At 67.2% G+C, this 24,414-nt stretch carries 22 protein-coding genes and 2 pseudogenes; 19 read left to right on the forward strand and 5 right to left on the reverse strand.

Going from position 1 to position 24,414, the window contains the following annotated elements; translation table 11 throughout:
* Positions 1–30: 30 nt before the first annotated feature.
* The 7 genes and pseudogenes from B7P44_RS37365 to B7P44_RS19595 form a co-directional block, all read left to right on the forward strand.
* Positions 31–216 (forward strand): annotated as a pseudogene (locus tag B7P44_RS37365) (sel1 repeat family protein); the annotation flags it as partial.
* Positions 208–396, forward strand: a pseudogene (locus B7P44_RS19575) (hypothetical protein); the annotation flags it as partial. The pseudogenes B7P44_RS37365 and B7P44_RS19575, both read left to right, overlap by 9 nt.
* 392 nt (positions 397–788) lie before the next feature.
* Positions 789–3,851, forward strand: a complete 3,063-nt coding sequence (locus B7P44_RS19580) for an ATP-binding protein (RefSeq protein ID WP_084909915.1) — start codon at positions 789–791, stop codon at positions 3,849–3,851.
* Positions 3,841–4,128, forward strand: coding sequence for a hypothetical protein (locus B7P44_RS19585; RefSeq protein WP_133117850.1), 288 nt, complete (start codon positions 3,841–3,843; stop codon positions 4,126–4,128). Before B7P44_RS19580 ends, B7P44_RS19585 begins: the two co-directional genes overlap by 11 nt.
* 461 nt (positions 4,129–4,589) lie before the next feature.
* Positions 4,590–5,264: a response regulator gene (locus B7P44_RS19590; RefSeq protein ID WP_084907425.1), complete on the forward strand. Its 675-nt coding sequence runs from the start codon at positions 4,590–4,592 to the stop codon at positions 5,262–5,264.
* Between the two features lie 64 nt (positions 5,265–5,328).
* A complete protein-coding gene (locus B7P44_RS37740) occupies positions 5,329–5,454 on the forward strand; it encodes a hypothetical protein (RefSeq protein ID WP_265341358.1) in 126 nt (41 codons plus the stop codon).
* Positions 5,455–5,591: 137 nt separating this feature from the next.
* Positions 5,592–5,804, forward strand: a complete 213-nt coding sequence (locus tag B7P44_RS19595) for a hypothetical protein (protein ID WP_084907427.1) — start codon at positions 5,592–5,594, stop codon at positions 5,802–5,804.
* Positions 5,805–6,201: 397 nt separating this feature from the next.
* Here the strand turns inward: B7P44_RS19595 and B7P44_RS19600 are convergent, their stop codons facing one another.
* On the reverse strand, positions 6,202–7,218 hold the full coding sequence (locus tag B7P44_RS19600; protein WP_084907429.1) for a 1-aminocyclopropane-1-carboxylate deaminase: 1,017 nt from the start codon (positions 7,216–7,218) through the stop codon (positions 6,202–6,204).
* 186 nt (positions 7,219–7,404) lie between these two features.
* Here B7P44_RS19600 and B7P44_RS19605 point away from each other — a divergent pair, with 186 nt between their 5' ends.
* Complete coding sequence (locus B7P44_RS19605) at positions 7,405–7,905, forward strand: Lrp/AsnC family transcriptional regulator (protein WP_084907430.1); 501 nt, start codon at positions 7,405–7,407, stop codon at positions 7,903–7,905.
* A 168-nt stretch (positions 7,906–8,073) separates the two neighbouring features.
* Positions 8,074–8,793 carry a haloacid dehalogenase type II gene (locus B7P44_RS19610; RefSeq protein WP_084907432.1) on the forward strand — a complete coding sequence of 240 codons (720 nt, stop codon included), beginning with the start codon at positions 8,074–8,076 and terminating at the stop codon, positions 8,791–8,793.
* 24 nt (positions 8,794–8,817) lie between these two features.
* Here the strand turns inward: B7P44_RS19610 and mdeB are convergent, their stop codons facing one another.
* Complete coding sequence (gene mdeB, locus B7P44_RS19615) at positions 8,818–11,544, reverse strand: alpha-ketoglutarate dehydrogenase (protein ID WP_084907434.1); 2,727 nt, start codon at positions 11,542–11,544, stop codon at positions 8,818–8,820.
* Positions 11,545–11,695: 151 nt separating this feature from the next.
* Between mdeB and B7P44_RS19620 the strand changes: the two genes are divergently transcribed.
* A complete protein-coding gene (locus B7P44_RS19620) occupies positions 11,696–12,223 on the forward strand; it encodes an Lrp/AsnC family transcriptional regulator (protein WP_084907436.1) in 528 nt (175 codons plus the stop codon).
* A 69-nt stretch (positions 12,224–12,292) separates the two neighbouring features.
* Positions 12,293–12,733, forward strand: a complete 441-nt coding sequence (locus B7P44_RS19625) for a GNAT family N-acetyltransferase (protein WP_084907438.1) — start codon at positions 12,293–12,295, stop codon at positions 12,731–12,733.
* Between the two features lie 165 nt (positions 12,734–12,898).
* Here the strand turns inward: B7P44_RS19625 and B7P44_RS19630 are convergent, their stop codons facing one another.
* Positions 12,899–14,050 (reverse strand): porin, encoded by a 1,152-nt coding sequence (locus tag B7P44_RS19630; protein ID WP_084907440.1) that lies wholly within the window; start codon positions 14,048–14,050, stop codon positions 12,899–12,901.
* Between the two features lie 364 nt (positions 14,051–14,414).
* Between B7P44_RS19630 and B7P44_RS19640 the strand changes: the two genes are divergently transcribed.
* The 7 genes from B7P44_RS19640 to B7P44_RS19670 all read left to right on the forward strand — a co-directional run bounded on the left by B7P44_RS19640 (position 14,415) and on the right by B7P44_RS19670 (position 21,067).
* Positions 14,415–15,452, forward strand: a complete 1,038-nt coding sequence (locus B7P44_RS19640; protein ID WP_084907445.1) for an ABC transporter substrate-binding protein — start codon at positions 14,415–14,417, stop codon at positions 15,450–15,452.
* A gap of 36 nt (positions 15,453–15,488) precedes the next feature.
* Entirely contained in the window at positions 15,489–16,448 is a 960-nt protein-coding gene (locus B7P44_RS19645) for an ABC transporter permease (RefSeq protein ID WP_084907447.1), read from the forward strand.
* Between the two features lie 14 nt (positions 16,449–16,462).
* Positions 16,463–17,284 carry a quaternary amine ABC transporter ATP-binding protein gene (locus B7P44_RS19650; protein ID WP_084907449.1) on the forward strand — a complete coding sequence of 274 codons (822 nt, stop codon included), beginning with the start codon at positions 16,463–16,465 and terminating at the stop codon, positions 17,282–17,284.
* A 509-nt stretch (positions 17,285–17,793) separates the two neighbouring features.
* On the forward strand, positions 17,794–19,038 hold the full coding sequence (locus B7P44_RS19655; protein ID WP_084907451.1) for a hypothetical protein: 1,245 nt from the start codon (positions 17,794–17,796) through the stop codon (positions 19,036–19,038).
* A 113-nt stretch (positions 19,039–19,151) separates the two neighbouring features.
* A complete protein-coding gene (locus B7P44_RS37540; protein WP_231716785.1) occupies positions 19,152–19,733 on the forward strand; it encodes a hypothetical protein in 582 nt (193 codons plus the stop codon).
* Positions 19,734–19,736: 3 nt separating this feature from the next.
* A complete protein-coding gene (locus tag B7P44_RS19665; RefSeq protein ID WP_084907453.1) occupies positions 19,737–20,429 on the forward strand; it encodes a C39 family peptidase in 693 nt (230 codons plus the stop codon).
* 35 nt (positions 20,430–20,464) lie between these two features.
* Positions 20,465–21,067 carry a hypothetical protein gene (locus B7P44_RS19670; protein WP_231716786.1) on the forward strand — a complete coding sequence of 201 codons (603 nt, stop codon included), beginning with the start codon at positions 20,465–20,467 and terminating at the stop codon, positions 21,065–21,067.
* A gap of 58 nt (positions 21,068–21,125) precedes the next feature.
* Here the strand turns inward: B7P44_RS19670 and B7P44_RS19675 are convergent, their stop codons facing one another.
* Both B7P44_RS19675 and B7P44_RS19680 read right to left on the reverse strand, forming a co-directional pair.
* Positions 21,126–22,484 carry an acetate kinase gene (locus tag B7P44_RS19675; protein ID WP_084907455.1) on the reverse strand — a complete coding sequence of 453 codons (1,359 nt, stop codon included), beginning with the start codon at positions 22,482–22,484 and terminating at the stop codon, positions 21,126–21,128.
* Between the two features lie 378 nt (positions 22,485–22,862).
* Positions 22,863–23,618 carry a hypothetical protein gene (locus B7P44_RS19680; RefSeq protein ID WP_084907457.1) on the reverse strand — a complete coding sequence of 252 codons (756 nt, stop codon included), beginning with the start codon at positions 23,616–23,618 and terminating at the stop codon, positions 22,863–22,865.
* A gap of 41 nt (positions 23,619–23,659) precedes the next feature.
* Here B7P44_RS19680 and B7P44_RS19685 point away from each other — a divergent pair, with 41 nt between their 5' ends.
* Positions 23,660–24,376, forward strand: coding sequence for a hypothetical protein (locus B7P44_RS19685; protein WP_084907459.1), 717 nt, complete (start codon positions 23,660–23,662; stop codon positions 24,374–24,376).
* The last annotated feature ends 38 nt before the right edge of the window (positions 24,377–24,414 follow it).

Here is a 24,414-nt window from a genome sequence, read left to right on the forward strand (position 1 = left end):
CGGCGCCAATAAGACCTGAGGACTGTAAAAATGTATCGCCGTTTGCTCGCATCGGGGCTGCTGATGCTGCGGGCCGCCTGCGCGCTGAACCCGTCCGCCGACAACATGGTGCGCATCTGCGACGAAAGCGGATGTTCCGATCGACCTTAAGATCAGGTCTCCTACCAAAAAAAGGAGAGCGATGACGATCGGGAGGACCCGCGCATCGCCGCGCTGGCCGGCTTCGGCGGCGGCGTGGGCGGCGGCCTCTCCGGCTTCTCGACGATGCCGGAAGGCAAGGCGACCGTGGTCGCGTTCATCGACGCGTACAACAAGATGGTCGTCGCGCTGCGCAACTACAAGGCGCAGGACGTGAAGGGCGGCCTCGGCCGCGGTGGCCAGCTGCAGGTCAACTGACGCGGCCGTCCGGCCTGCGTGTCCGTTCGCACGGGCGGCATCGACCGCCCGTGCGAACGGTCCCCGTCTTTATCTCGATATATTGCGGGCGCGTATGGCACGCGTTCGCTCATCCCTCTCTCCCGCGGCGCTCGCTTGCGGCTTCCATACGAGCCTGATCGGCCGGGCGCAATCGCGCCATTGCGCGGCCAAATTTCGTTCAAGTTTTCGTTCAAGTTCAAAAAGCTCATAAGAAACAATTGGACTTGTACTAAATGGTTCAGGCGTACCTGATTTTTGCCGCACCGTTTGGCATGATCGAAGCACTTTCACTCCACGCGTCCCAACCTTGACGCGCGTCCGCGCCGGAAATCCGCTCCGTTCCCGTGGTCGACGCGCCGACGCTCCGTGCCATGTCCTACAGCACGCTCCAGTCCATTCGCCGCTACCAGAGCATTTCGGTGTTCGGCGGCGGAATCGTCGTGACGATCCTGATCCTGATCGCCTGCGGGCTCGGGATGGCATCGATCGTCTACGGCTATCTGGAGGGAGAGCGGCGCAATTTCGTCAACGGCCTCGACGAAACGCTCGACCAGATCCAGGAGAGCGAGACGTCGTTCCGCAACGGCGTCGCCAATACGCAGCTGATCTGGCGTGAGCTCGGGCCGGCGCCCGGCCAGGTCGTGAACGGGTTCTTCGGCAACGACCAGCAGCTCGCGATCACGCCGTACCCGTCGCTCGTGGTGGGCGTGCCCGGGCAGACGCGGCAGCGCGCGGAGGTGTCGCGCTATCTCGCGCTGTCCTTCCTGCTGTCGCGCATCTGCGCCGCCAGTTCGATCAATCGCGGGCGCTTGCTGGAGGGCTATCACTACAGCATGCGCACCGGCCTGTTCGGCATCGTCCCGCATCTCGCGCGCGACAACCCCGCGCTGGCCACGCCGCAGGCGCGCGCCCGCGTCATGGCGGCATTGCGGGTCGAGTTTCCGCATTCGCGGCCGGCATCGCCGGATGGTCGTCCGCGCGTCCACTGGCTGCCGCCTTACGTCAATCCGGTAACCGGGCAGTCCCGCATCCGCATCGCCGCCGAGGCCCGCGCGGACGGTCAGCCGTTCGCGGTGCTCGTGACCGAATATGCACCCGACTACCTGCTGTCGTGGCTGCCCGAGCGTGCGCCGGACGGCGTGTTCTTCATCACGACCGCGGACCACCGGCTCGTCACGATGGATCCCTCCGCCGTGCCGGTTCCCGGCCTGGCCGAACGCCTGCTGCAGCTCGACATCGCGCAAACGGGCAAGGCGGACGGCGAACGGGTCTTTCGCGACGGCTTCGTCGTGTTTCGCAGCGCGCTCGGGTCGACCGGCTGGACGATCGCCTATGCGCTGTCGTGGGCCGACATCGCGGCCGGCATCGCCGTGCAGGCCGGCACGCTGGCCGCCGCGACGCTCGTCGCGATCGCCGTGATGTGGCTGCTGCTCGTGCGGTTCTACCGGCGCGCGCTCGTGCCGCTCTACGCGCGGTCGCAGCGCGTGTTCGACAGCGAGAGCCTGTGCCGCAACGTGATCGAGATGGCGCCGATCGGCCTTGGCCTGATTTCCCGGTCGGACGGAAGGCTGATGCTCGCCAGCGGCGCGCTGACGGACATGATCGCGCGATGCGGCGGGGCGGGGCAGACGCTGTCCGCGCAGGTCGTCGCGCAGTACGAAGCCTTCCTCGCGTGCGGCGCACCCGACGGGACGATGCAGGCCGTGCTGCCGCTGGAGGGGCCGGACGACGCGTGGCTGCATCTGGACGTCATCGCGCGCGGCGCGCGGTACCAGGGCGAGGATGTGCTGATCGCGGCGGCGGTCGATGTGACGGCGAAGCGGCAGCTCGTGCAGAAACTGGAGGAGACGGTGCGGGCGGCGGACTCGGCGAATGCGGCCAAGTCGTCGTTCCTCGCGGCGATGAGTCACGAGATCCGCACGCCGCTCAACGTGATCCTCGGCAATCTCGAACTTCTCGAACGCACGGCGCTCGACGCGTCGCAGCACGGCCGCGTGCAGACGCTGCGCACGTCGGCCGAAGGCTTGCTGGCGATCGTCAGCGACATACTGGACTTCTCGAAGATCGAGGCCGGCGCGATGTCGGTGGAGTCGATCGAGTTCGACGTGATCGCGGTGGTCGAACGCACGCTCGCCGCCTTCGCGTCGGTCGCCAAGGCGAAAGGGCTGCCGCTGTTCGCGGAAATCGACGCGAGCGGCGCGCAGCGCATGCGCGGCGATCCGACCCGGCTGGCCCAGGTGATCGGCAACCTGCTGAGCAACGCGATCAAGTTCACGAGCGACGGGCGCGTCACCGCGCGGGTGTCGGCCGGCCGGAACGGGCATGGCGTGGCCGAACTCGCGATCGAGATCGAGGACACGGGCATCGGGATTGACGATGCGCAGCGGGAGAAGCTGTTCAAGGCGTTTTCGCAGGTCGATGCGACCATCACGCGGCGTTATGGCGGCTCGGGGCTCGGGCTTGCGCTGTGCGACCGGCTCGTCGCCGCGATGGGCGGCTCGATCTCGGTCGCGAGCACGCCCGGCGCCGGCAGCTGCTTCACCGTGCGCCTGCCGCTGGGCGCGGAGATTGCCGTGGATCGCCCGCGCGACGCGTTCGACGGCCGCGCGCTGATCCTCGTGTCGGCCGACGACGCGTGGCGGAAATTCGCGCTGCCGCATCTCGATGCGTGGGGATTCGATGTCGTTGCGCTGCGCAGCCCGAGCGGGATCGCAGCCGGATGCCTGGCGCGCGCGCACGCGGTCGTGCTGTATGGCGACTCCGACGCCTGGTCCCGTGCGGAGCTCGACAGCCTGCGCGGCGCGACGCCGATCGTGCTTGCCACGCCGGACGGACCGCGCGAGCCCTACGTCGCCGGCAGGACGATACGCGTGTCGAGCTATTCGCTGAACGGCCTGCGGGCGGCCATGCGGCTGGCGGCGGCCGCGACCGGCGCGCCGCCGCTCCTGCCGGCCGGTGTCGCCGCACGGCCGCGCGACGCTCGAGGCGGCCGCGCGTTGCGCGCGCTGGTGGTCGGCGAAGCGTCGCTCGGCGGTTCCATCCTGCGCGAGCAGCTCGACGTGCTGGGGTGCGCGATCGGCACGGCGCGGCTCGGCGGCGTGGCGCTCGACATGCTGGCGAACACCTCCTGGGACGTGCTGCTGTTCGGCGCCGATCTTCCCGACATGACGGGCGGCGCGCTGGCCGAGGCCGTGCATGCGCGCGCACTGCATTGCGACATGGTGGTCGTCGCGTCGCATCTGACGCCGGACGATGCGCGCCGCTATGCGGACGCGGGCGTCGAGCGGATCCTGACGATGCCCGTCACGCTCGCTCACCTGCGCGGCGTGCTCGCGCGCGCCGCGCGTCGTCGGGGGATGGCCGCTCCGGACGAAAGGGGCGGCATGCAGGACGTGCCGTGCGCGACGGAAGCGCCGGAATTGCATGGCCGGTAACGGCGATCGGGAACGGGAAAACATCAATGTGCCAGACAGGGCAGGCAGGCGTGCCGCATCGTTGGGTGTGCGGCACTGGATTGACAGGACTGGAAAGGGGAAGGCCGTGCGCTACATGAAGAGGGTGTTCGGACTACTGCTCGGATTTGCAACACTACCGGAGAAATCCAGGAGGGATTTTCTGACGAGAATGAACGAATTCCTGATCATGTCGCCATCGCAGAAACGGCGCGCCATCATCGAGTGGCAACAGGCGGCGGATGACCGGGATGAGTGATCCGGAAGAGCACGCGATCAAACGTTAGCCGGTTGGCACGGCCCGTCGCGCGACGGGGTGAAGCGGTTCGTGCGAGCGTCCGGCCTGTCGGTATCCCGGCGCATCGAACGTACTCGGCGCGCGGCACCGCGCACAGGCGCGCGTCCGTTACGCAGTCGGGCCGCCGTCGAGGACGGTTCGTGGCCGTCGCGCTTCCCGGGCACGGGCGGAGAACGACCGGCCCGCAGCGCGTTGCGCCGTCGCATTGCGAGTCCCGGCGTTTGATGGCAAGCACCGGAACGCGCAGGCAATGCTGCTGCGGCCCTATTCGAGAAACGTCTTTTTCGCCACTTATCTTAAAATAATGCGACGCTTTATTCGGCTTGCCGAGCGCAATTGGTCGGCGGGGAAACGAAATGCGGTCGATGTCCGGCGATTCGGAGCATGACCGTGAAGCCGGACGTATCGGGGAGAACAGAAACATGGATGAATTCATTGTGCGAGTGATGGTGGCGGACGATCATCCCTCGTCCGCGCTCGGGATGTCGCAGGCACTCGCCGAAAGCAGCACGATTCGGCTGATCGGCACCGTCCCGAATTCCACGGAGCTGGTGGCCGTGCTCGACGAGCAGTCATGCGACGTGCTCGTCCTGGATTACGTGATGCCGGGCGGCAAGTACGGTGACGGACTGTCGCTGCTGTCGTTTCTGCAGCGGCGCTATCCGGCGCTTCACCTCGTGACGATCACGATGATCGACAATCCGAGCGTGCTGCATGCGATCCGGAAACAGGGCGTCGGCTGCATCCTGAGCAAGTCGGACGCGATTTCGCATCTGGTCGGCGCCGTCCATGCCGCTTATGTCGGCGCAAATTATCTGTCGCCGTTCATCAAGCAATTGCTGGAAGGCGGCGAAGTGTCGCCGTCCACGCGCCCGCTCACCACGCGCGAGATCGAGGTGGTCCGGCTCTATTGCGCCGGCTATACGGTCGGCGAGATCGCCGCCCAACTCCATCGCAGCAAGCAGACGATCAGTTCGCAGAAGTCGAGCGCGATGAAGAAGCTCGGCATCATCCGCGATGCGGACCTGATCCGCTATGCCGACGAAGGGAAGCTGCCGGACGCGAACGGCGACGATGCGCAGCGGGCGAAGGCGTAGCGCGGGCGCGACGGCCGGCCGATAACGATGCATCCCGGAACGGGATCGACGACAACGACACGACATGCCCGCAAATCTGAAAAGACTCGTCGCGCGGCTCGACGTCCAGGACTACTTCTCGCAGGCGCGATCGGCGTTTCTGCAGCGCGAGGCGCAGTTCTACGGCGGGCTGCAACTGCCGACGCTCTAGCTGGACGACTACGGAAGCAGGATGGAGCGACTCCGGGACCGAGGTCAGCAGGTGTCGCCGGAGGGGCTCGCCGATTTGCGGATGGGCATGGCGCGCCGAGCTGGCGTTACGACGATGGCCGGGAGCCGCTTTTCGCGGTGGCCGACATCAGCCCGGACCATCGAGCCGATTCGTATTCCCGTTATCTGGCGCGGGTTCCCGGTCTGCTCGATGCAAAGGGGACGCCCATCCAGCCGCCGGTCAAGCAGGAACTGCCCGGCGGATACCTGATCGGCCTGCAGGACCCGTATCTCGCGGTGATGCGGCCGTCGCTCGTGACATGGATCCGTGCACGGTCGGACGTCATGTGATGCGGTACGCACGACGGCTATACGACGCGGACGGCCGGTCGGTCGCGTGGTTCGTCGCCAATGGCGAGAGAATGGGACGCTGCCTGCCTGTTCGGCCGATTACCCGCGCCGCGCGGATTGCATCTTTTAAATACCGTCAAAGATCGACAGATGCGTGTGTGATTCGGAGGCGACGCGTGGGATCGACTCGACCCGTAGTTATTTTCGATAAGCGGGGAGGTGATTTAATTTGGACGTGTATTAAAGTCAATCTGATTGGTCAATACACGCCGAATGCTGTGGCGCCGCTGTCTGTAGCGAGACGGCGCTGAATTCGTGATGCGTCGAATCGCCGCGAGATACGATGCGTGCGGTCGCGCGCGCCGCATCTCGCGTCAGCGTGAACGAACCCCAAGCATCAGCCGTCGCGAAAGATGAAGCTGTACGCGCTCAACGCCGGCACGCCGCCGAGGTGCGCATACAGCACCTTCGAACCCGGTTCGAATTCGCCGAGCCGCACCTTGTCGATCATCCCGTGCATCGACTTGCCTTCGTAGACGGGGTCGGTCAGCACGCCTTCGAGCCGCGCGCACAGCCGGATCGCGTCGAGCGTGCCTTCGCTCGGCAAGCCGTACTCGGGGCCGCCGTAGCGCGTATCGAGGATCACGTCCTGTTCCGTGATGGCGCGCCCGAGGTCCACCAGTTCGGCGGTATGACGCGCGATCCGCGTGATCTGCGCATGCGTCTTTTCCGGCGTCGCGGACGCATCGATGCCGATCACGCGGTCCGCGCGTCCGTCGGCCGCGAAGCCGACGACCATCCCGGCCTGCGTGCTGCCCGTCACCGAGCACACGACGATGTAGTCGAACTTGAAGCCGAGCTGCGCTTCCTGCGCGCGGACTTCCTCCGCGAAGCCGACGAAGCCGAGCCCGCCGAGCGGATGTTCCGAGCAGCCGGCCGGAATCGGGTAGGGCTTGCCGCCCGCGCGCCGCACGCTCTCCAGCGCGTCTTCCCAGCTCGGGCGGATGCCGATGTCGAAGCCGTCCGGCACGAGCCGCACGTCCGCGCCCATGATTCGCGACATCTGGATGTTGCCGACGCGGTCGTAGACGGCGTCGTAATAGTTGACCCAGTTCTCCTGCACGAGCACGCACTTCATCCCGAGATGCGCGGCGACGGCCGCGACCTGGCGCGTCTGGTTCGACTGGATGCCGCCGATCGACACGAGCGTGTCGCAGCCCTGCGCGAGCGCGTCCGGCACCAGGTATTCGAGCTTGCGGGTCTTGTTGCCGCCGAACGCGAGGCCGCTGTTGCAGTCCTCGCGCTTCGCGTACAGCTCGACCTTGCCGCCGAGGTGCGCGCTCAGGCGCGCGAGCGGCTGGATCGGCGTCGGGCCGAAGGTCAGCGGGTGACGGGGGAAGCGTTGCAGGTTCATCGAATGTCTCCGGGAAGGCGGCTCGTGTGCGGGAATCGGTTCGTCGGCGCATGCCGCGTCCCGATGCAAAAATGATAGGCATCCGGGCGGGAAATGAGCTTGCGAAATAAATGACGTCGGCCTAAGTTGATGATGAATTCATCGTCGAACAAGCAATTCGAGTTCGTGAACAGGGAGACAGACGCAATGAAATTAGGCAGCAAAGCGGCGGCGGCGCCCGGCGCCGCGCCCGTGCTCGATCGCATCGACCGCGCGATCCTCCGGCAGCTTCAGCAGGACGCGTCGATCTCGAACGTGAGCCTCGCCGCAAAGGTGAAGCTGAGCGCGCCGGCGTGCCTGCGGCGCGTCGAGCGGCTCAAGGAGATGGGGTTGATCCGCGGGATCGTCGCGCTGCTGGAGCCGAAGGCGCTCGGCGCGGGGATGCTGGTCGTGATCGGCTTCGTGCTCGACCGCTCGACGCCGGAAGCGTTCGCCGCGTTCGAGAAGGCCGCGCAGAAGGTGTCGGGGTGCGTCGAATGCCACGTCGTGACCGGCGAGTTCGACTACTTCATGCTGGTGCGCACGCGCGACAGCGAGAGCTTCAACCGGCTGCATGCGGAGCAGTTGCTGTATCTGCCGGGCGTGCGGCAGGTGCGCAGCTTCATGGTGCTGAAGGAGATCCTGTCGACGCACGTGTTGCCGGTGTAGCGCGCCGTCGCCGGGCGTTCGCGCGTCTGGCGCGGTGCCTGAGCACCCGTACCGAACGGTCGCACTACGCGCGCGGCGTGACGCGCCCATGGCGGCGCGCTATGCTCGACGTTCGTTGCGGCGCAGTGCGCGGGACCGCCGCGCGGCCGCATCCAGACGGAGACGCCGATGCAGACTGCAATGCATGCCATTCAGGCACTCATCTTCGACGTACAAGGCACGGCCACGGATTTCCGCACGACGGTCGGCGCGGCCGCTCGCGAGATCGCCGGCGCGCGTGCGCGCGACATCGATTGGGGGCGCTTCGTCGACGACTGGCGGCGCAAGTACCGGCCCGCGCTCGACGCGATCCTCGCGGGCGAGCGGCCGTGGTCGCCGGTCGACCGCATCTACCGGCGCGCGCTCGACGAGGTGATCGACGCGTGGGGCCTGACGTTCTTCACCGACGACGAGCGCGAGACGCTCAATTTCGCGTGGCAGACGATCGCGCCGTGGCCGGACACGGTCGAAGGGCTGCAGCGGCTCAAGCGCAGGTTCAAGCTGGCGACGCTGTCGAATGCCGACGTGAGCGCGGTCGTCAACATCTCGAAGCACGGCGCTCTGCCGTGGGATGCGATCTTCGCGGCGGAGATGGCGGGGACGTTCAAGCCCGACCCGCGCACCTACCGGATGGCATTGCGCTATCTCGGCGTGGCGGCGGGCGACGCGATGATGGTCGCGTGCCACAAGTACGACCTGATCGCCGCCGCCGCGCTCGGCATGAAAACCGCGTTCGTCGCGCGGCCGCTCGAATTCGGTCCGGGCGGCGACGTCGATACGGCCTTCGACGACCGCTTCGACATCAACGCGCACGACTTCATCGATCTCGCCGCGCAGCTCGGCTGTTGAGCAGGGCGGGGCGCGCGAACGGCGCTAGCGCCGCCACGGCGCGTCGTCGGTGCGGGCCGTCTTCCGGTAGCGATCGCGCGCGGCGCGCACCACGTCGACGGCGACTTCGCCGTCATCCGCCAGCGCCTTCAACGCGGCGATCGCGATGTTCGCGCGATCGACCTCGAAGAACGCGCGCAATGCTTCGCGCGTGTCGCTGCGGCCGAAGCCGTCGGTGCCGAGCGTGACGTAGCGGCGCGGCACGTAGGCCCGGATCAGCTCGGGCACCGCGCGCACGTAGTCGGTCGCGGCGATCACGGGCCCGCGCGATGCGCCGAGCGCCGCCGCGACATACGGCGTCGCGTCCGTGCCGCCGAGCCGCGCAATGCGTTCGGCTTCCATCCCGTCGCGCTGCAATTCGCTGAAGCTCGTCACGCTCCACACGGCCGCGTCGATGCCCCAGTCTTCCTTCAGCATCCGCTGCGCGGCGAGCGCCTCGCCGAGAATCGCGCCCGCGCCGAGCAGCTGCACGCGCGCGGTGTCCAGCGACGCCGGCGACAGCGGATGGATCCCCTTGAGAATCCCTTCGCGCAGCGCATGCGGATCGCCGTCGGGCGCGGACGGCTGCGCGTAGTTCTCGTTGGTCACCGTCACGTAATAGAACACGTCGCGCTGCCGTTCGACCATCTCGCGCATGCCCTCGTCGACGATCGTCGCGACTTCGTACGCGAACGCCGGATCGTACGCGCGGCAGTTCGGAATCGCCGACGCCGCGAGATGGCTGCTGCCGTCCTGGTGCTGCAGGCCTTCGCCGCCGAGCGTCGTGCGGCCCGACGTCGCGCCGACCAGGAAGCCGCGCGAGCGCTGGTCGGCCGCCGCCCAGATCAGGTCGCCGATGCGCTGGAAGCCGAACATCGAGTAATAGAGGTAGAACGGCAGCATCGGCAGGTCGTGCACGCTGTACGACGTCGCGGCGGCGATCCACGACGAGATCGCGCCGGCTTCCGAAATGCCTTCCTCGAGGATCTGCCCGCGCGTGTCCTCGCGGTAGTAGAGCATCGAGCCGAGATCCTCCGGCTCGTAGCGCTGCCCGAGCGGCGAATAGATGCCGACCTGTCGGAACAGGTTGGCCATGCCGAACGTGCGCGCCTCGTCGGCGACGATCGGCACGACGCGCGAGCCGATGCCGCGATCCTTCAGCAGCGCGGCGAGGATGCGCACGAGCGCCATCGTCGTCGACATCTCGCGGCCGCCCGCGTCCAGCGCGAACGCACCCCAGGCCGGCATCGGCGGGACGGTCAGCCCCGCCGATGCCGCTCTCCGCCTTCTGGGCAGATAGCCTCCCAGGGCAGCCCGGCGTGCATGCAGGTAGCGCATCTCCGGGCTGTCTTCCGCGGGTTTGTAAAACGTGAGCCGTTCGACGTCGTCGTCCGACAGCGGCAGCCGGAAACGGTCGCGGAACGCCTTCAGGTCGTCGACGTCGAGCTTCTTCTGCTGGTGGGTCGTCATCCGGCCCTGGCCGGCCGCGCCCATCCCGAAGCCCTTCATCGTCTTCGCGAGGATCACGGTCGGCTGGCCGCGATGCGCGAGCGCGCGCGCGTACGCGGCGTGCAGCTTGCGCGCGTCGTGGCCGCCGCGGCGCAGGCGGTCGATCTCCGCGTCGGTGAGCCGCTCGGCCAGCGCGGCGAGCGCCGGGTTCCGGCTGAAGAAGCGCGCGCGGTTGTACGCGCCGTCGTTCGCGGAGAAGGTCTGGAACTGGCCGTCGACCGTTTCCGCGAACGCGCGGGCGAGCGCGCCCGCGTGGTCGCGCGCGAACAGCGGATCCCAGTCGGAGCCCCACAGCACCTTGATCACGTTCCAGCCCGCGCCCGCGAACAGCGCCTCGAGCTCGTCGATCACGCGGCCGTTGCCGCGCACCGGGCCGTCGAGCCGCTGCAGGTTGCAGTTGATCACGAACACGAGGTTGTCGAGCCCTTCGCGCGCGGCGAGCGACAGCGCGCCGAGCGATTCGGGCTCGTCCATCTCGCCGTCGCCGAAGAAGCCCCAGACCGTGCGGCCGTCGGTGTTCGTCAGGCCGCGGTGCTGCAGGTAGCGCATGAAGCGCGCCTGGTAGATCGCGTTGATCGGGCCGATGCCCATCGAGCCGGTCGGGAACTGCCAGAAATCCGGCATCAGCCACGGGTGCGGATACGAGCACAGCCCCGGCCCGGCGATTTCGCGGCGGTAGTGCTTCAGATGATCCTCGGCGAGAAACCCTTCGAGATACGCGCGCGCATAGACGCCCGGCGACGAATGCGGCTGGAAATAGACGAGGTCGCCGCCCGCGCCGGCGCCGCCGTCCGGCGCGGCCGCGCGGAAGAAATGGTTGAAGCCGACTTCGAACAGGTCGGACGCCGACGCATAGCTGGCGATGTGGCCACCGAGCTCGCCGTACGCGCGGTTCGCGCGCACGACCATCGCGAGCGCGTTCCAGCGCAGCGCGGCGGACAGCCGCTCCTCGAGCGCGAGGTCGCCCGGATAGCGCGGCTCTTCGTGCGCCGGGATCGTGTTCAGGTAGCGCGTGACGGGCGTGCGCACCGACGCGAGCCCGCGTTCCCGCGCGTATCCGGCGAGCCGGTCGAGCAGGAACTGCGCGCGGTCCTTGCCGACGTGGAAGACCACCGCGTCGAGCGCGTCGAGCCACTCGGCGGTTTCCTCGGGATCGGTGTCGACGCCGGCGGGCGTGCCGCCGGCGCGTTTCGTCTGCTCGATACCGCTCGATAAATCCGTCATCGCAGGTCTCCCGCGCGCCGGTTCCGGGGCGCGCATCAATGAAGTCATGCTACCCGCCGGCCTGCAAAATAGGCGTCTGAAATCATTGGGAATTTGCAGCGCGATAGTGTAAATATTCCGTGTGTCTCCACGAATCCGGAATATTTCCACCATGAGCGCGAATCCCCGGCGGCTCGACCGCATCGACATCGGCATCCTGAACCAGCTCCAGCAGAACGCGCGGATCACGAACGCGGAGCTGGCCCGCGCCGTCAACCTGTCGGCGACGCCGTGCTTCAACCGCGTGCGCGCGCTGGAGAAGCTCGGCCTGTTCAAGCAGCAGGTGACGCTGCTCGACCCCGAGCCGCTCGGCCTGCGGATCAACGTGTTCATCCAGGTGAGCCTCGAGAAGCAGGTCGAGGATGCGCTGCAACGCTTCGAGGAGGCGATCTCGCAGCGGCCCGAGGTGATGGAGTGCTACCTGATGTCGGGCGATGCGGATTACCTGCTGCGCGTCGTGATGCCCGACATGCGCACGCTCGAGCGCTTCATCATCGAGCGGCTGACGACGATTCCGGGCGTGTCGAACATCCGCTCGAGCTTCGCGCTCAAGCAGGTGCGCTACAAGACCGCGCTGCCGCTGCCGGCGGCGGGGCTGACGCTCGTCGATCCGGACGAGGCGGCGTCGGACTGGAGTTGAGCGCGTCGGAGCATCGTCCGTTTCACTGGTTCGACACCGATCAAGACACCGATCAAACATCACGAAAACATGGAAATCCTGATTCGCGCCTACACACCATCCGACCTGCACCGGCTGTCGGCCATCTGGTTCGACGCGTCGATGCACGCGCATCCGTTCCTCGGCGAGGCGCGCCTGCGGGAGCAGCAGGCGCTCGTCGAGAACGTCTATCTGCCCGACGCGGAAACCTGGGTCGCGTGGTGCGGCGGCGCGCCGGCCGGCTTCATCGGCTTGCTCGACACGTCGATCGGCGGCCTGTTCGTGGCCCCGGCGATGCACGGCCGCGGCATCGGCCGCGCGCTGGTCGCGCATGCGCTGACGCTCAAGGGCGCGCTCGATCTGGAGGTGTATGCGGACAACCCCGGCGCCCGCGCGTTCTATGAACGGCTCGGTTTCGAGGAAGTCTCGCGGCGCGACGAAGACGACGACGGCTTGCCGTTCGCGAACATCCGGATGCGCTCGGCGGCCTGAATGCGCGAAACACGCAGGACGGCGCGCGGCCGGCGGAATGCGCGGTGCCGGGCGCTCGTCAAGGAAAAAGCCCGCCGACGCGTGCTGTCGCACGCGGGCGGGCAAAGACACCCCGGCACGCAAGCGTGACGCGGGTGCCGCGTGAAGTCGGGAGCGCCTGCCGATTCAGAACTTGTGGCGCAGCGCGAGGCGCACGGCGACCTGGTTCGCGGTCGACGACGGCGCGTCGGTGCCGGGGATGAACGCCTGGTCGAGGATCGAGTTCGTCTTGTCGCCGGCGATGTGCTGATACGCCGCCTGCAGATAGACGTCGGTGCGCTTGGACAGGTTGTAGTCGGCCATCAGCCCGACCGAATGGATCTTCGGTTTCGCGTTGCGGGCCGACGAATCGTATTTCTCGATCGACAGCACGTACTGCGCGCCGACCATGAACGCCGGCGTGATCTGATACGCGCCGTTCACCTCGAAGTTCTGGTACTTGATCGCGCTGACCGTCGTGCCCGGCGCGATGATCGCGCCCGGCGTGCCGAGATAGCCGTTGCCGGTCGGGTTCTTGTAGTTTGAATTCGTGTACGCGAAGCCGACGGTCGCGGGCCCGAACGTGTAGTTGACGCCCGCGCCGAACACGCGCATGCGCGCCGCGATGTAGCTCGCGTCGTTCGCGGTGATCGCGCCGGCCGAGCCGTTGCCCGGATTGTTCGCCTGCAGGTAGGCCGCGCCGACGAGCAGGCCGCCGTTCTGGTATTGCGCGCCGAAGCTGTACGCGCGGTTGTCCGCGAAGTTCGTGCCGTTGCTGAAGCTGTATGCGCCGCCGAACTGGAAGCCGTTGAAGTTCGGGCTCGCGTACTTCACCGTGTTGTCGAGCCGGAACGAGTTGTCGGTGTTGTCGTTGTCGAACGGATGCGCGAGCAGGTAGCCGCCCCAGTTGCCGTTCGCCGTCGTCGGCGCGAGATAGTCGACGACGGAGTCGTATTGCCGGCCGAGCGTCAGCGTGCCGTACCGGGCGTGGCTCAGGCCGACGTAGGCCTGGCGGCCGAACATCCGGCCGCCCTGGTTCAGGCGGCCGGTGTTGACGTCGAAGCCGTTCTCGAGCTGGAACAGCGCCTTCAGGCCGCCGCCCAGATCCTCGTTCCCCTTCAGGCCCCAGCGGCTGCCCTGCGCATAGCCGCTGGCCATCTCGTAGACGTGGCCGGCGCCGACGTTGTTCGTGTAGTTGAGGCCCTCGTCGATCACGCCGTATAGCGTGACGCTGCTTTGGGCGAACACGGGCGACGCGAAGGCGGCCGTCACGGTGAGCGCCGTCAGTTTCGTTTTCATTGAGAGATCTCCGGGGTTTCCAGCTTGTGTCGGTAGTCGTGAACGCGCCCCGAGAGGCGCGCCCCATCATCCGGGGCGATGCAGGGCCACCGCGCGCGGCGTGCGATCGCGTCTTCTCCGATGACTGCCCGCATTCTTGCCAACCGGATGCGGAACCCAAAGCGAGTAATTTCGATGGATGGAATCGGCATCGCCGATGGGGCTGCCCGCATGACGGGGATCGATTGGCGCAGCCGATCGCAATGATCGGAATTACTCGCTTCCACAAACATTTTGGTGATCGAAACATGCAGCCTGGCCGCAGATGCACGCCGCTGCGCCGGATAGCGCGGCGCACAAACGACATTACCGGAGACGACCCATCATGCAGATTCGACGACTGAAGACAGTCCTTCTCGCCGCCGCGGCGATCCTGTCGGCGCCCGCGGCTCACGCGGCCGGCGGCGCGTGCGGGGACGGCAAGACGGTCCATTTCGCGGGAATCACGTGGGAAAGTGGGTCGTTCGCGACCGAAGTGCTGCGCCAGATCATGGAGAAGGGCTACGGCTGCAAGACCGACGTCGTGCCGGGCAGCACCGCCGCGACGGAAACCGCGCTCGCGCGCAACGATCTGCAGATCTGGGCCGAACAGTGGACGGGCCGCAGCGAGATCACCGCGAAGGCGGTCGCGTCGGGCGCGGTGAAGCTGATCGGCGACACGCTGCCGGGCGGCACGAAGGAAGGCTGGTTCGTGCCGGAATACGTGGTCAAGGGCGATCCGGCCCGCAACATCAAGCCGGTCGCGCCGGGGCACGCGTCGGTCGGCGACCTGCCGAAGTTCAAGCAGGTGTTCGCGGATGAGGAGGAGCCGGACAAGGGCCGCTTCCTGAACTGCCCGACGGGCTGGGACTGCGAACGCGTGAACTCGCGCCTGTTGCGCGTGCTGAAGCTCGACCAGTCGTATACGAACTTCCACCCGGGCACCGGCGCCGCGCTCGACGCGGCGATCGCGTCCGCGTACCAGCGCGGCGCGCCGATCGTGTTCTATTACTGGGGGCCGGCCGCGCTGATGGCGAAGTACAAGTTCGTCGCGCTGAAGATGCCTGCCTATAACGAAGCCTGCTGGAAGACGCTGCGCGACGAGAGCAGCACGCACCAGTGCGCGTCGTCGTACATGGTGTCGCACCTGACGGTCGGCGTGTCGAAGCCGTTCGCCGACGCGAACCCCGAGCTCGTCGCGATGTTCGAGAAGGTCCGCTTCCCGATGGACTTCCTGAACCAGACGATCCTCGACATGACGACGAAGAAGATCGATGGCGCAGCGATGGCGACGCAGTTCCTGCGCACCCATCCGGACATGTGGAAGCAGTGGGTGCCGAACGACGTCGCGCAGAAGATCGCCGGCGGCCTGAAGGGTGCGTAACGCTCGCGCGCCCTTGCGGCGCGTCGGAGACTGGATATGAACGGCTTCTTCCTGCAACTGTCGATCGCCGACTGGGTCAACAGCGCGCTCGAGACATTCGTCGCGCGGTACGGCGACAGTTTTCATCATTTCAGCGTGTTGATGCTGCGCTACCTGCTCGTGCCGCTCGAAGGCGCGCTGCGCGCGGCGCTGCCGTGGCTCGTGCTGCTCGCGGTCGGCGCGATCGCCTGGAACGCGACGCGCCGCGCGAGCCTCGGCGCGCTGTTCATGCTGCTGCTCTACGCGATCGGCTGCTTCGGCCTGTGGGACAAGCTGATGCAGACGCTCGCGCTGATGCTCGTCGCGACGGTGCTGTCGGTCGTGCTCGGCGTGCCGGCCGGGATTCTCGCGTCGCGCAGCCCGTTGCTGCGCCGGATGCTGCTGCCGGTGCTCGACGTGATGCAGACGCTGCCGAGCTTCGTCTACCTGATTCCGGTGCTGATGCTGTTCGGCCTCGGCAAGGTGCCCGCGATTCTCGCGACGATCATCTACGCGCTGCCGCCGCTGATCCGCCTGACCGACCTCGGCATCCGCCAGGTCGATCCCGACGTGACCGAGGCCGCGCGCGCGTTCGGCACGACGCGCTGGCAGCTGCTCGTCAACGTGCAGCTGCCGCTGGCGCGGCCGAGCATCATGGCGGGCATCAACCAGACGACGATGATGGCGCTGTCGATGGTCGTGATCGCATCGATGATCGGCTCGCGCGGGCTCGGCGAGGACGTGCTCGCAGGCATCCAGACGATGGACGTCGGCAAGGGCACGCAGGCCGGCATCGCGATCGTGATCCTCGCGATCGTGATCGACCGGATCAGCCAGGGCTTCGGCCAGGAGCGCCGCGCGCGCCGGCGGCTCGCGCAGCAGCGGCGGCAGAAGGGGGCGTCGCGCGTGCCGTACCGGCTGCCGCGCAAGGCGTCGTCGTCCGGCGTCGACTCGAATCAACCGGCGCAATCGTCCTAGGACCGGAGGCAGATATGGCGACCATCGACGTCAAGCACGTCTACAAACTGTTCGGCCCGGAAGCCGCGCACGCACGCGTGCTCGACCTGCTGCGCGCCGGCCGGCGCAAGGCCGACGTGCTGGCCGAAACGGGCTGCAACGTCGGGCTCAACGACGTGAGCCTCAGCATCGCGACCGGCGAGATCTTCGTGATCATGGGGCTGTCCGGCTCGGGCAAGTCGACGCTGGTGCGGCACTTCAACCGGCTGATCGAACCGACGGCCGGCGAGATCGTGATCGACGGCAGCGACGTCATCAGGCTCGACCCGCACGGGCTGCGCGAGCTGCGGCGCTACAAGGTCAGCATGGTGTTCCAGAACTTCGGGCTGCTGCCGCACCAGACCGTGCTCGACAACGCAGCGTATGCGCTGCGCACGCGCGGCGAGAAGCGACACGACGCGCTCGATGCCGCGCGCAACTGGCTGTCGAAGGTCGGGCTCGACGGTTACGCCGACCATTACCCGGACGAGCTGTCGGGCGGCATGCGGCAGCGCGTAGGCCTGGCGCGTGCGCTGGCCGCGGACACCGACGTGCTGCTGATGGACGAGGCGTTCTCCGCGCTCGATCCGCTGATCCGCACCGAGATGCAGGACCAGTTGCTCGAGCTGCAGGCGACGCTGAACAAGACCATCGTGTTCATCACGCACGATCTCGACGAGGCGCTGCGGATCGGCAACCGGATCGCGATCCTGCGCGACGGCACGCTCGTGCAGGTCGGCACGCCGGACGACATCCTGTCGCGGCCGGCGGATGACTACGTGCGGCGGTTCGTCGAGAAGCGCACAGGCGTGAACTGAGCCGCCGGATCGAACCCGCCAGCGCTTGACGCAAACAGGATTCGAAGAAAAAAAACACGCGATCGCAGTTGATACGTTTCTGAATGGCCCCTGCGCGCGGCCTTTGCCGCCCTTGCGGAACGAATCTGGCCGGAAGTCCTTGCTGGACAGGCATCTGCGATCGCAATCGAATATCCGATGCTACGGGTGAACCCGGAGGCACGAAACGACCGTGCCAAAGGTGAAACGTTTCGAGTTCGTCGCAGCGGTATGGAAAACCCCGGCATGTACTTGAATGCAAACGAGAATTCATCCGCGCATCGGGGCTGTTCCGCAGGCGTGCCGAGCGGCGCGTTTCAAACTTGAAACATAAATCGCACGCCGAAATCGGGCGAATCGGGCCAATTCGCGCGAAAAATCCAACTTTCTCTTTGCATTCAGTCACTTGCGTGATTGGCACCGCCAATGCGTGACGTGGTCCGGATTGGCGCAGTCGGCCAAGCCGCCCCTCGTTACTTCAGGAGGATTTCATGCGCAAAACTTTATTGGCGTCCGCTGCAGTCCTCGCCTTAGGATGCAGCGGCTACGCGATGGCCAACCCGTGCAGCAGCGATAGCAGTTCGACATGCAGCCAGAAGGCCGATGACGGATCGAACACGATGACCAACACGGTAGGCTCGACTCAGACCTCGACCACCGGGTCCAATGCGAACGAAGTCTCGCCCGGCGCGAGCGTCTATCAGGATTCCTACAACAGCACCAAGGTCGTCGCGCTCAGCAAGCTCGACGGCTACGTCAGCAACGTCCAGGTCTGGGGCATCGGCAACCAGGCGACCAACTCGGGCAGCGCGGCCGGCGGAAGCGGCGGCAAGGGCGGCAACGGGTATGGCGCCGGCGGCAAGGGCGGCATCGGCGGTAACGGCGGCGCCGGCGGCGCCGGCGGCAGCGGCGGCAGCGCGCATAACGGCAGTGCGTCGGCGGGCAGGGCCAGCAACGGCAGTGCGACGGCCGGCACCGGCAACGGTGGCGGAGGCGGAAACGGCGGCGCATCCGGGGCCACCGGCGGGGGAGGCGGCTACGCCACGGCGAGCGGCGGCTCAGGCTCAGGCACGGGTGGCGGCGCACTCGCGGCTTCGGTCGGCGTCGGCGGCCCGGGCAAGGGCAGCGGCACCGGCTGGGGCGGCGGCACAGGCACAGCCGATCCCGGTTCCGCATGGGCCAGGAATCATGGCAGCGGAAGCGCAACGGCGTCGACCGGCAGCGGCACAGGCACCGGTACAGGTACCGGCACGGGCAGCGGCAGCGGCTCGGGCGGCGCAGGGTCGTCAGGCGCGGCGACGGCTGCGGGCGGAGCCGGCACGGGCACGGGCGGCGCCGGCACGTCTTCGGGCGGTGCGGGCGGCACGGCGGCGGCGGTTGCGGGCAACGGCGCGGCAGGCGGCGCGGGCACGGGCGGCAGCGCGGCCAACGGTGGCGCCTCGACGACGGCCAGCAACGGCAGCGCGACCGCCGGTAGCGGCGCGGTAGGTGCGATGGGCGGCGCGGGCGGCGCGGGCGGCACCGGCAACGGCGGCGTCGGCAACGGCGCAGTCGGCGGCGCGGGTGGCGCAGGCGGAGCCAATGCGGTCAACGCGGGGACGTTCAACATGTCCAACGCGATGGCGAGCGTCGGTCAGTCCGCGGCAGGCATCATGGTCGCCAACCAGAACAGCGGCTTGGCGTCGCTGGTGCAGCAGGCCGTGACCGTGCAGGCGAACCTGACCGTCGGACGTTAGAACGGCCGGTCGGCCCCGGCGAAACGTACGCATGGCCGCGGGGTGCAGGCGATCCCGCGGCTTGCGTGCCCTCGCCGGACGGACAGGACGGCCGGCGACGGCGGGATGGCCGAATGGCCGCCTTGCCGTTGCCGGCCCATGCCGGCCTGATTTCCGTCGATCGACGGTCACGCAGATTCCGCTCCCTGCGCGTCGGGTTCGAGCCGATCCGCGCAGGGCCCAAGGAGACAGCCATGCGAATCCGCAACGCATTTTCGCTGCTGCTATTGCCTGCGGCGCTGTTGGCGGGCCTGACGGCCCGGGCGGCGCCGGACGCGTCGCGAACCAATGGGGACGCAGCCGTCAGCGCTGCGTCAACGTCCGAACCCAGCACACCGGTGGCGCTCTCGGACCTGGCCGCGCCCGTTCCGGCCGTGGTCGCCGCACCGCCTGCGACCGCGCACGCGGACGACTTCGGGGTCGCGATGACGCCTGGCCAGCTCGACGAGCATCGGGGCGGCGATGCGCTGATCGGCCAGAACTACTTGACCGGCGCGGTTTCCGACAACGTCGCGAACCGGGTGTCGACGGGCTCGAATTCGATTGTCGACGGCTCGTTCGCCAATTCGAGCGGGTTGCCGACGGTGATCCAGAATACCGGCGCCAACGTGCTGATTCAGAACGCAACGGTGCTCAACGTACGCTTCGGGAACTGAGCGATGAGACAGGCTGCCGCGGTGTGGATGGCGGCGCTCGCGTGCGCGCTGGCGGGCGCGGCTGCGCAGGCGGACGAGATGACCGTCGTCGATCCGGCCGGCGCCGGCTTCGCGATGCACGTCACGAGTCTCAAGGAAGCGCGTTTCAAGCGCACCGTGAAGCAGCAGTTCGACTTCAGCTGCGGGTCGGCCGCCGTCGCGACGCTGCTGACTTACCAGTACGACTATCCGATGACCGAGCAGACCGCGTTCGCCCAGATGTGGGAGAACGGTAATCAGGAGAAGATTCGCCGGCAGGGATTCTCGCTGCTCGACATCCGGCGCTTTCTCGAGGCGCACGGCTTCGTCGCGGACGGCTACGAGCTGCCGCTGCAGACGCTCGCCAGGACGCACACGCCGGCGATCGTGCTGATCACCGAGCACGGCTATCACCATTTCGTGGTCGTGAAGGGGCTGCGCAACGGGCGTGTGCTCGTCGGCGATCCGGCCACCGGCACGCGGCCGATTTCGCTGGCGAGTTTCGAGCAGAAGTGGGAAGACCATGTGATTTTCGTGATCCACAACAAGCCCGAACTTGCGGTGTTCAACGACCCGCGCGACTGGCGCGTCGCGCCCAGCGCGCCGCTCTACACCGGCATCAACCGCGATGGCCTGTACAACGTCGTGATGCCGAAGCACGGACCGAGCGACTTTTGAGGACCGTCATGAGATCCGAGACCAGGAGGATCGCTGTGATCGCCGCGATGGCGTGCGGCGGGATGACGTCGATGGGCGCGGAGGCGATGCAGGACGCAGCGCCGGCCGCGATCGGCGAATGCGTCGTGCAGGCGAGCGGGGCGTGGCCGGCATCCGGGCCGGCGGCGTCGGCGCCCGGTCAAGCGCAGGACAGTCAAGCGCAGCACGGGCGGAACTGGCCGGCGGGCGGCGCTGTCGCGCTCAGCGACGCGCGCCTCGACGCGATGCGAGGCGGCTTCGATCTGCCGGGCGGCCTGCAGGTTTCGTTCGGCATATCGCGTGTCGCGTTCGTGAACGGCAACCTGGTCACGACGACCAACTTCAACATTCCGGACGTCAGCCAGATCACCGCGCAGCAGGCGCAGGCGCTGGCGGCCGCGAACGTGGGCGCGCTGATCCAGGTCGGCTCCGGCAATGCCGCGCAGCCCGCCGCGCTGCCGGCGCTGACCGGCGCGGTGATCCAGAATACGTTGAACAACCAGCACATCCAGGCGCTGACCACGATCAATACGTCCGTCAACACGCTGTCGATGTTCAAGAACCTGAACATCATGTCGACGCTCAACAATGCGCTGACCGGCGCATTGCCTGGCAGATGAGCGGGCAGATGAACTGGCGGCCGCATGCCGGGGGGCCGGCGCGCGTCGCACGGCCGCCTCAGAACGCAATCGGCACGCGCAGCGTCATGGCCACGTCCGGCGTGTCGCGCGTGAGGCCCGCGCCGATCGACAGGTTCAGCGTGGTCTTCGGCGACAGCCGGTACGAGTAGCCGATCAGCAGCGTGCCGAGGATCACGCGCACCGAGCCCGGCACCGTCTGGCCGTTCTCCTTCGTGGGCAGCACGATGCTCTGGTCGTAGCCGAGGCTGACCGACGCCTTCTCGTTCAGCGCGAGGCCCATGCCGATGTTGAAGCCCCAGATGTCGCCGGGCTGCACGCTGCCGACGAAGGCCTTCTGCCCGTTGAGGATCGTGAGACTCAAGTTGTCGCGGCCGAAGCTGTGCAGATAGCTGAAGTTGCCGAAGAACACCACCGGATCGGACGGAAAGAGCCAGGTGAGGCCCGGCTGGATCGCGTAGAAGCCGGAGCCGGTCGGCTGCTCGAGCGGCAGGCCGGTGCCGGTAGTGTTGCCGACGCAGCGCGTGACGCAGTCGGTGACGACGTCGAACGGGCTCTTGCCGGTGGCGGTCTTGAAGCGGAGCCAGCCGATGTAATAGAACTTGTCGGGCCCGCCGTTGTTGAACTGGTAGCGCAGCGTCATTTCGACGTCGCCGAGCCCGTTGCCGTGGCTGTTGAACGTGTTGTCCTGGGCGGAACCGGTGAAGATCTCGCGGCTGACCGTGTCGTTCGTCGAGTACACGTAGGGGATGCGGACTTCGACTTCCATCCGGTTGGTGATCCCGTAGCGCGCTGCGACCGCGGCCGTCAGCGTGGTCGTCTTGACTTCCCGCACGTCGATCAGGCCGATCAGCAGCGCCGGGATGATCGTGTAGCCGACGAGTGCGACGCGGTTCGACGATGAATAGCTGAACTGGAACGACGGCTCGACGACGAACTTGTGCTTGGGCGTCAGCACGCCGGGCTGATCGAAGATCGGCGCGACGGGCGGCGGCGCGGTGTCCGGCACGGGCGCCTGGCCGACCGGCTGGCTCGGCGCAGGGGGGGAGACGGATTGCACGTTGCCGGAGCCGGGATCGGGGCCGGGGGCGCCGGCTGCCGTTGCGGCGTCGGTCTGCGGCGCCGTGCCACCGGCGTCGCCGTTACCCGCGCCACGTTTGACCGCAAGCTCGCGGGCGTCGAGCGCCCGGCTCAGGCGCGAGAGATTCGCTTCTTCATCGGCCAGTTTGCGCTTGAGCGCGTCCAGTTCCTGCAGATGGTGATCGACTTCCCGGCGCAGCGCGGAGATGTTCTCCTGAGTCGACTGGGCGTCGAGCGACTGCGCGTGCGCCTCGGCTTGAAAGAGCAGCACGCTTGCATAGGTGATGGCACGGATGTGGCGAAATGGCATGCGCTTCACGGTGCGTCTCCATGATCAGGCTTGCAGATTCACCCCGATGCACATCGACGGCAGGCCAAAGGATGGCTCTCTGGCGGCATCGACGCGGCGCGATCGAGTGCGATGCAACATCGGCAGCGAGGCCACGCGCCGACGCAGGACTGTCATGTGCACGACGTCACCACAACGTCACTCCCGCCGCCCGAACGATGCGGCAGCAGACTTCACGAGGCTAGTGCAGGCGGGCTGCGAAAGCCAACCAGACAAACCCTTGTTCGCGTGCGGCGGGAGACACGGGGAACACCTGTTTCGCGGGGGCTTTCGTCAAAACCGAATGCATGTTTCGCGCCTGTGGGACGGGGCGCGTTCATGCCATCTTCACGGATTGGCGTGACGACGTTACCCGTTGCCAGCGGTCGATCTGATGACCGACACGTCGACGAGCCGGACACCGTACGGGCCGACCAGCTCCTTGACCTTGATCACCCCGGATACGTACGCGTTCGGCAAACCCAGATCGCGATTGCAGAGCACGATCGGCTTCCCGAGCGCGTCGTCGTCGAATCGAATACGGTATCGGCAGCCTTTTGCACTGTCTCCCGGCGTGAAGCCGGCTTCGAAGGATCGGGGCGAATGCGCGGTCACCCTGACCAGCATCGACAGCGCGAACAGACCGAACACCATGCCCCAGCCGCCGACCATGAACATGCACAGGAGCAACTCCTTGATGCTGCCGGCCTTGCGCATGTCGGGAGACACATAGGCGGCCAGCACCGCGAAGGCAATGGCAGGCACGGCGACACAAGCCGTGGAGCCGGGCCAGCCGCCGGGGTGGCAATTGTCCGTGAACCACATGCCGGCCATCATGATCACGAAGGGCCCCATGATGAGCGACATGAAAGTGATCGCGTGCCAGCGCTTGATTTCTTCTTTTCGTTTGGTCATCGAATCGGGAGTGCATCGCGGGGAAACATCCGGATCATTATGACCGACGTGCGACGCGATGCCGTGATCAGGCAGGCCGCGCGTTTCGCGTTCGCTATCGCCGCCGGCTGCGTCGGTTTTCTGGCAGTATGTCGGCGCGCGGTACCGGCGCTTCCCGCCGGCGGCTTGCGCGTTCAAGCATGGATGCCGCACGGCCGGTTCGGCCGGCATGCGCACATCGATCCCGACACTACGCCGACCACCTTCGCCAGATGAGTTCCAACCTGACCGTGCCGCCGGGCCGACCGCTCCCCCGGACCACCGACAAGCGCATGCCGGCCGAGGATCTGCCGTATCCGCTCGGCGGCCGCCACGCCGACGACCCCGCCGACGACAACCGCCTTTCCGGGTTGCTGGGCGACCGGGCCGTGTTCGAGCACATCGGGCTGCGTCCGCACATTCGCACGCGCGCCATCAGCGAGTGGGAGAGCTTCGGCGGACGTCTCAATGGAGAAATGTTCGCGGGATTGAAGAAGGTGTTCGGCTCGATCACCGAAATCGAAGTGGGGCCGATGGGCTCGCCGGCGTCGATGACGAACGATGCCGAATTCAATGGATTCGCGTCGTGGCAATGGGTCGCGTCGACCGACGACGATGCGCACTTCTTCATGTTCCGTTCGCGCGACGCCGAGTGGGCCGGCTTCCGGTGGCGCGACGAATGCTTCCGTTTTCGCCTGGCGTCCCTGCTGGGCTTCGTCCTCGAAACGGGGATGCCCGCTCGCGGCTCGGGATATTTCCAGGTGTCGGCCGTTTGCGTGTTGCGCGACGAGCCGGGGCCCAACGCGTGGTTTCGCAACGTCGAGGCCGCGCACTTCGACTTCAGCGACGCGTGGACGGCCGAGGTCGCGTTCGAATTGCTCAGCGTGCTGACGCGCGTGGCGAACTTTCTGGGCAAGGCATTGACGGCGAATCAGGTCGCCGATGCCTGACCGAACGCCAACCACCGAACGCTCGCTGTAGAGAACTC

The organism is Burkholderia ubonensis subsp. mesacidophila, assembly GCF_002097715.1.
In the GTDB taxonomy this organism is placed as follows: Bacteria; Pseudomonadota; Gammaproteobacteria; order Burkholderiales; family Burkholderiaceae; genus Burkholderia; species Burkholderia mesacidophila.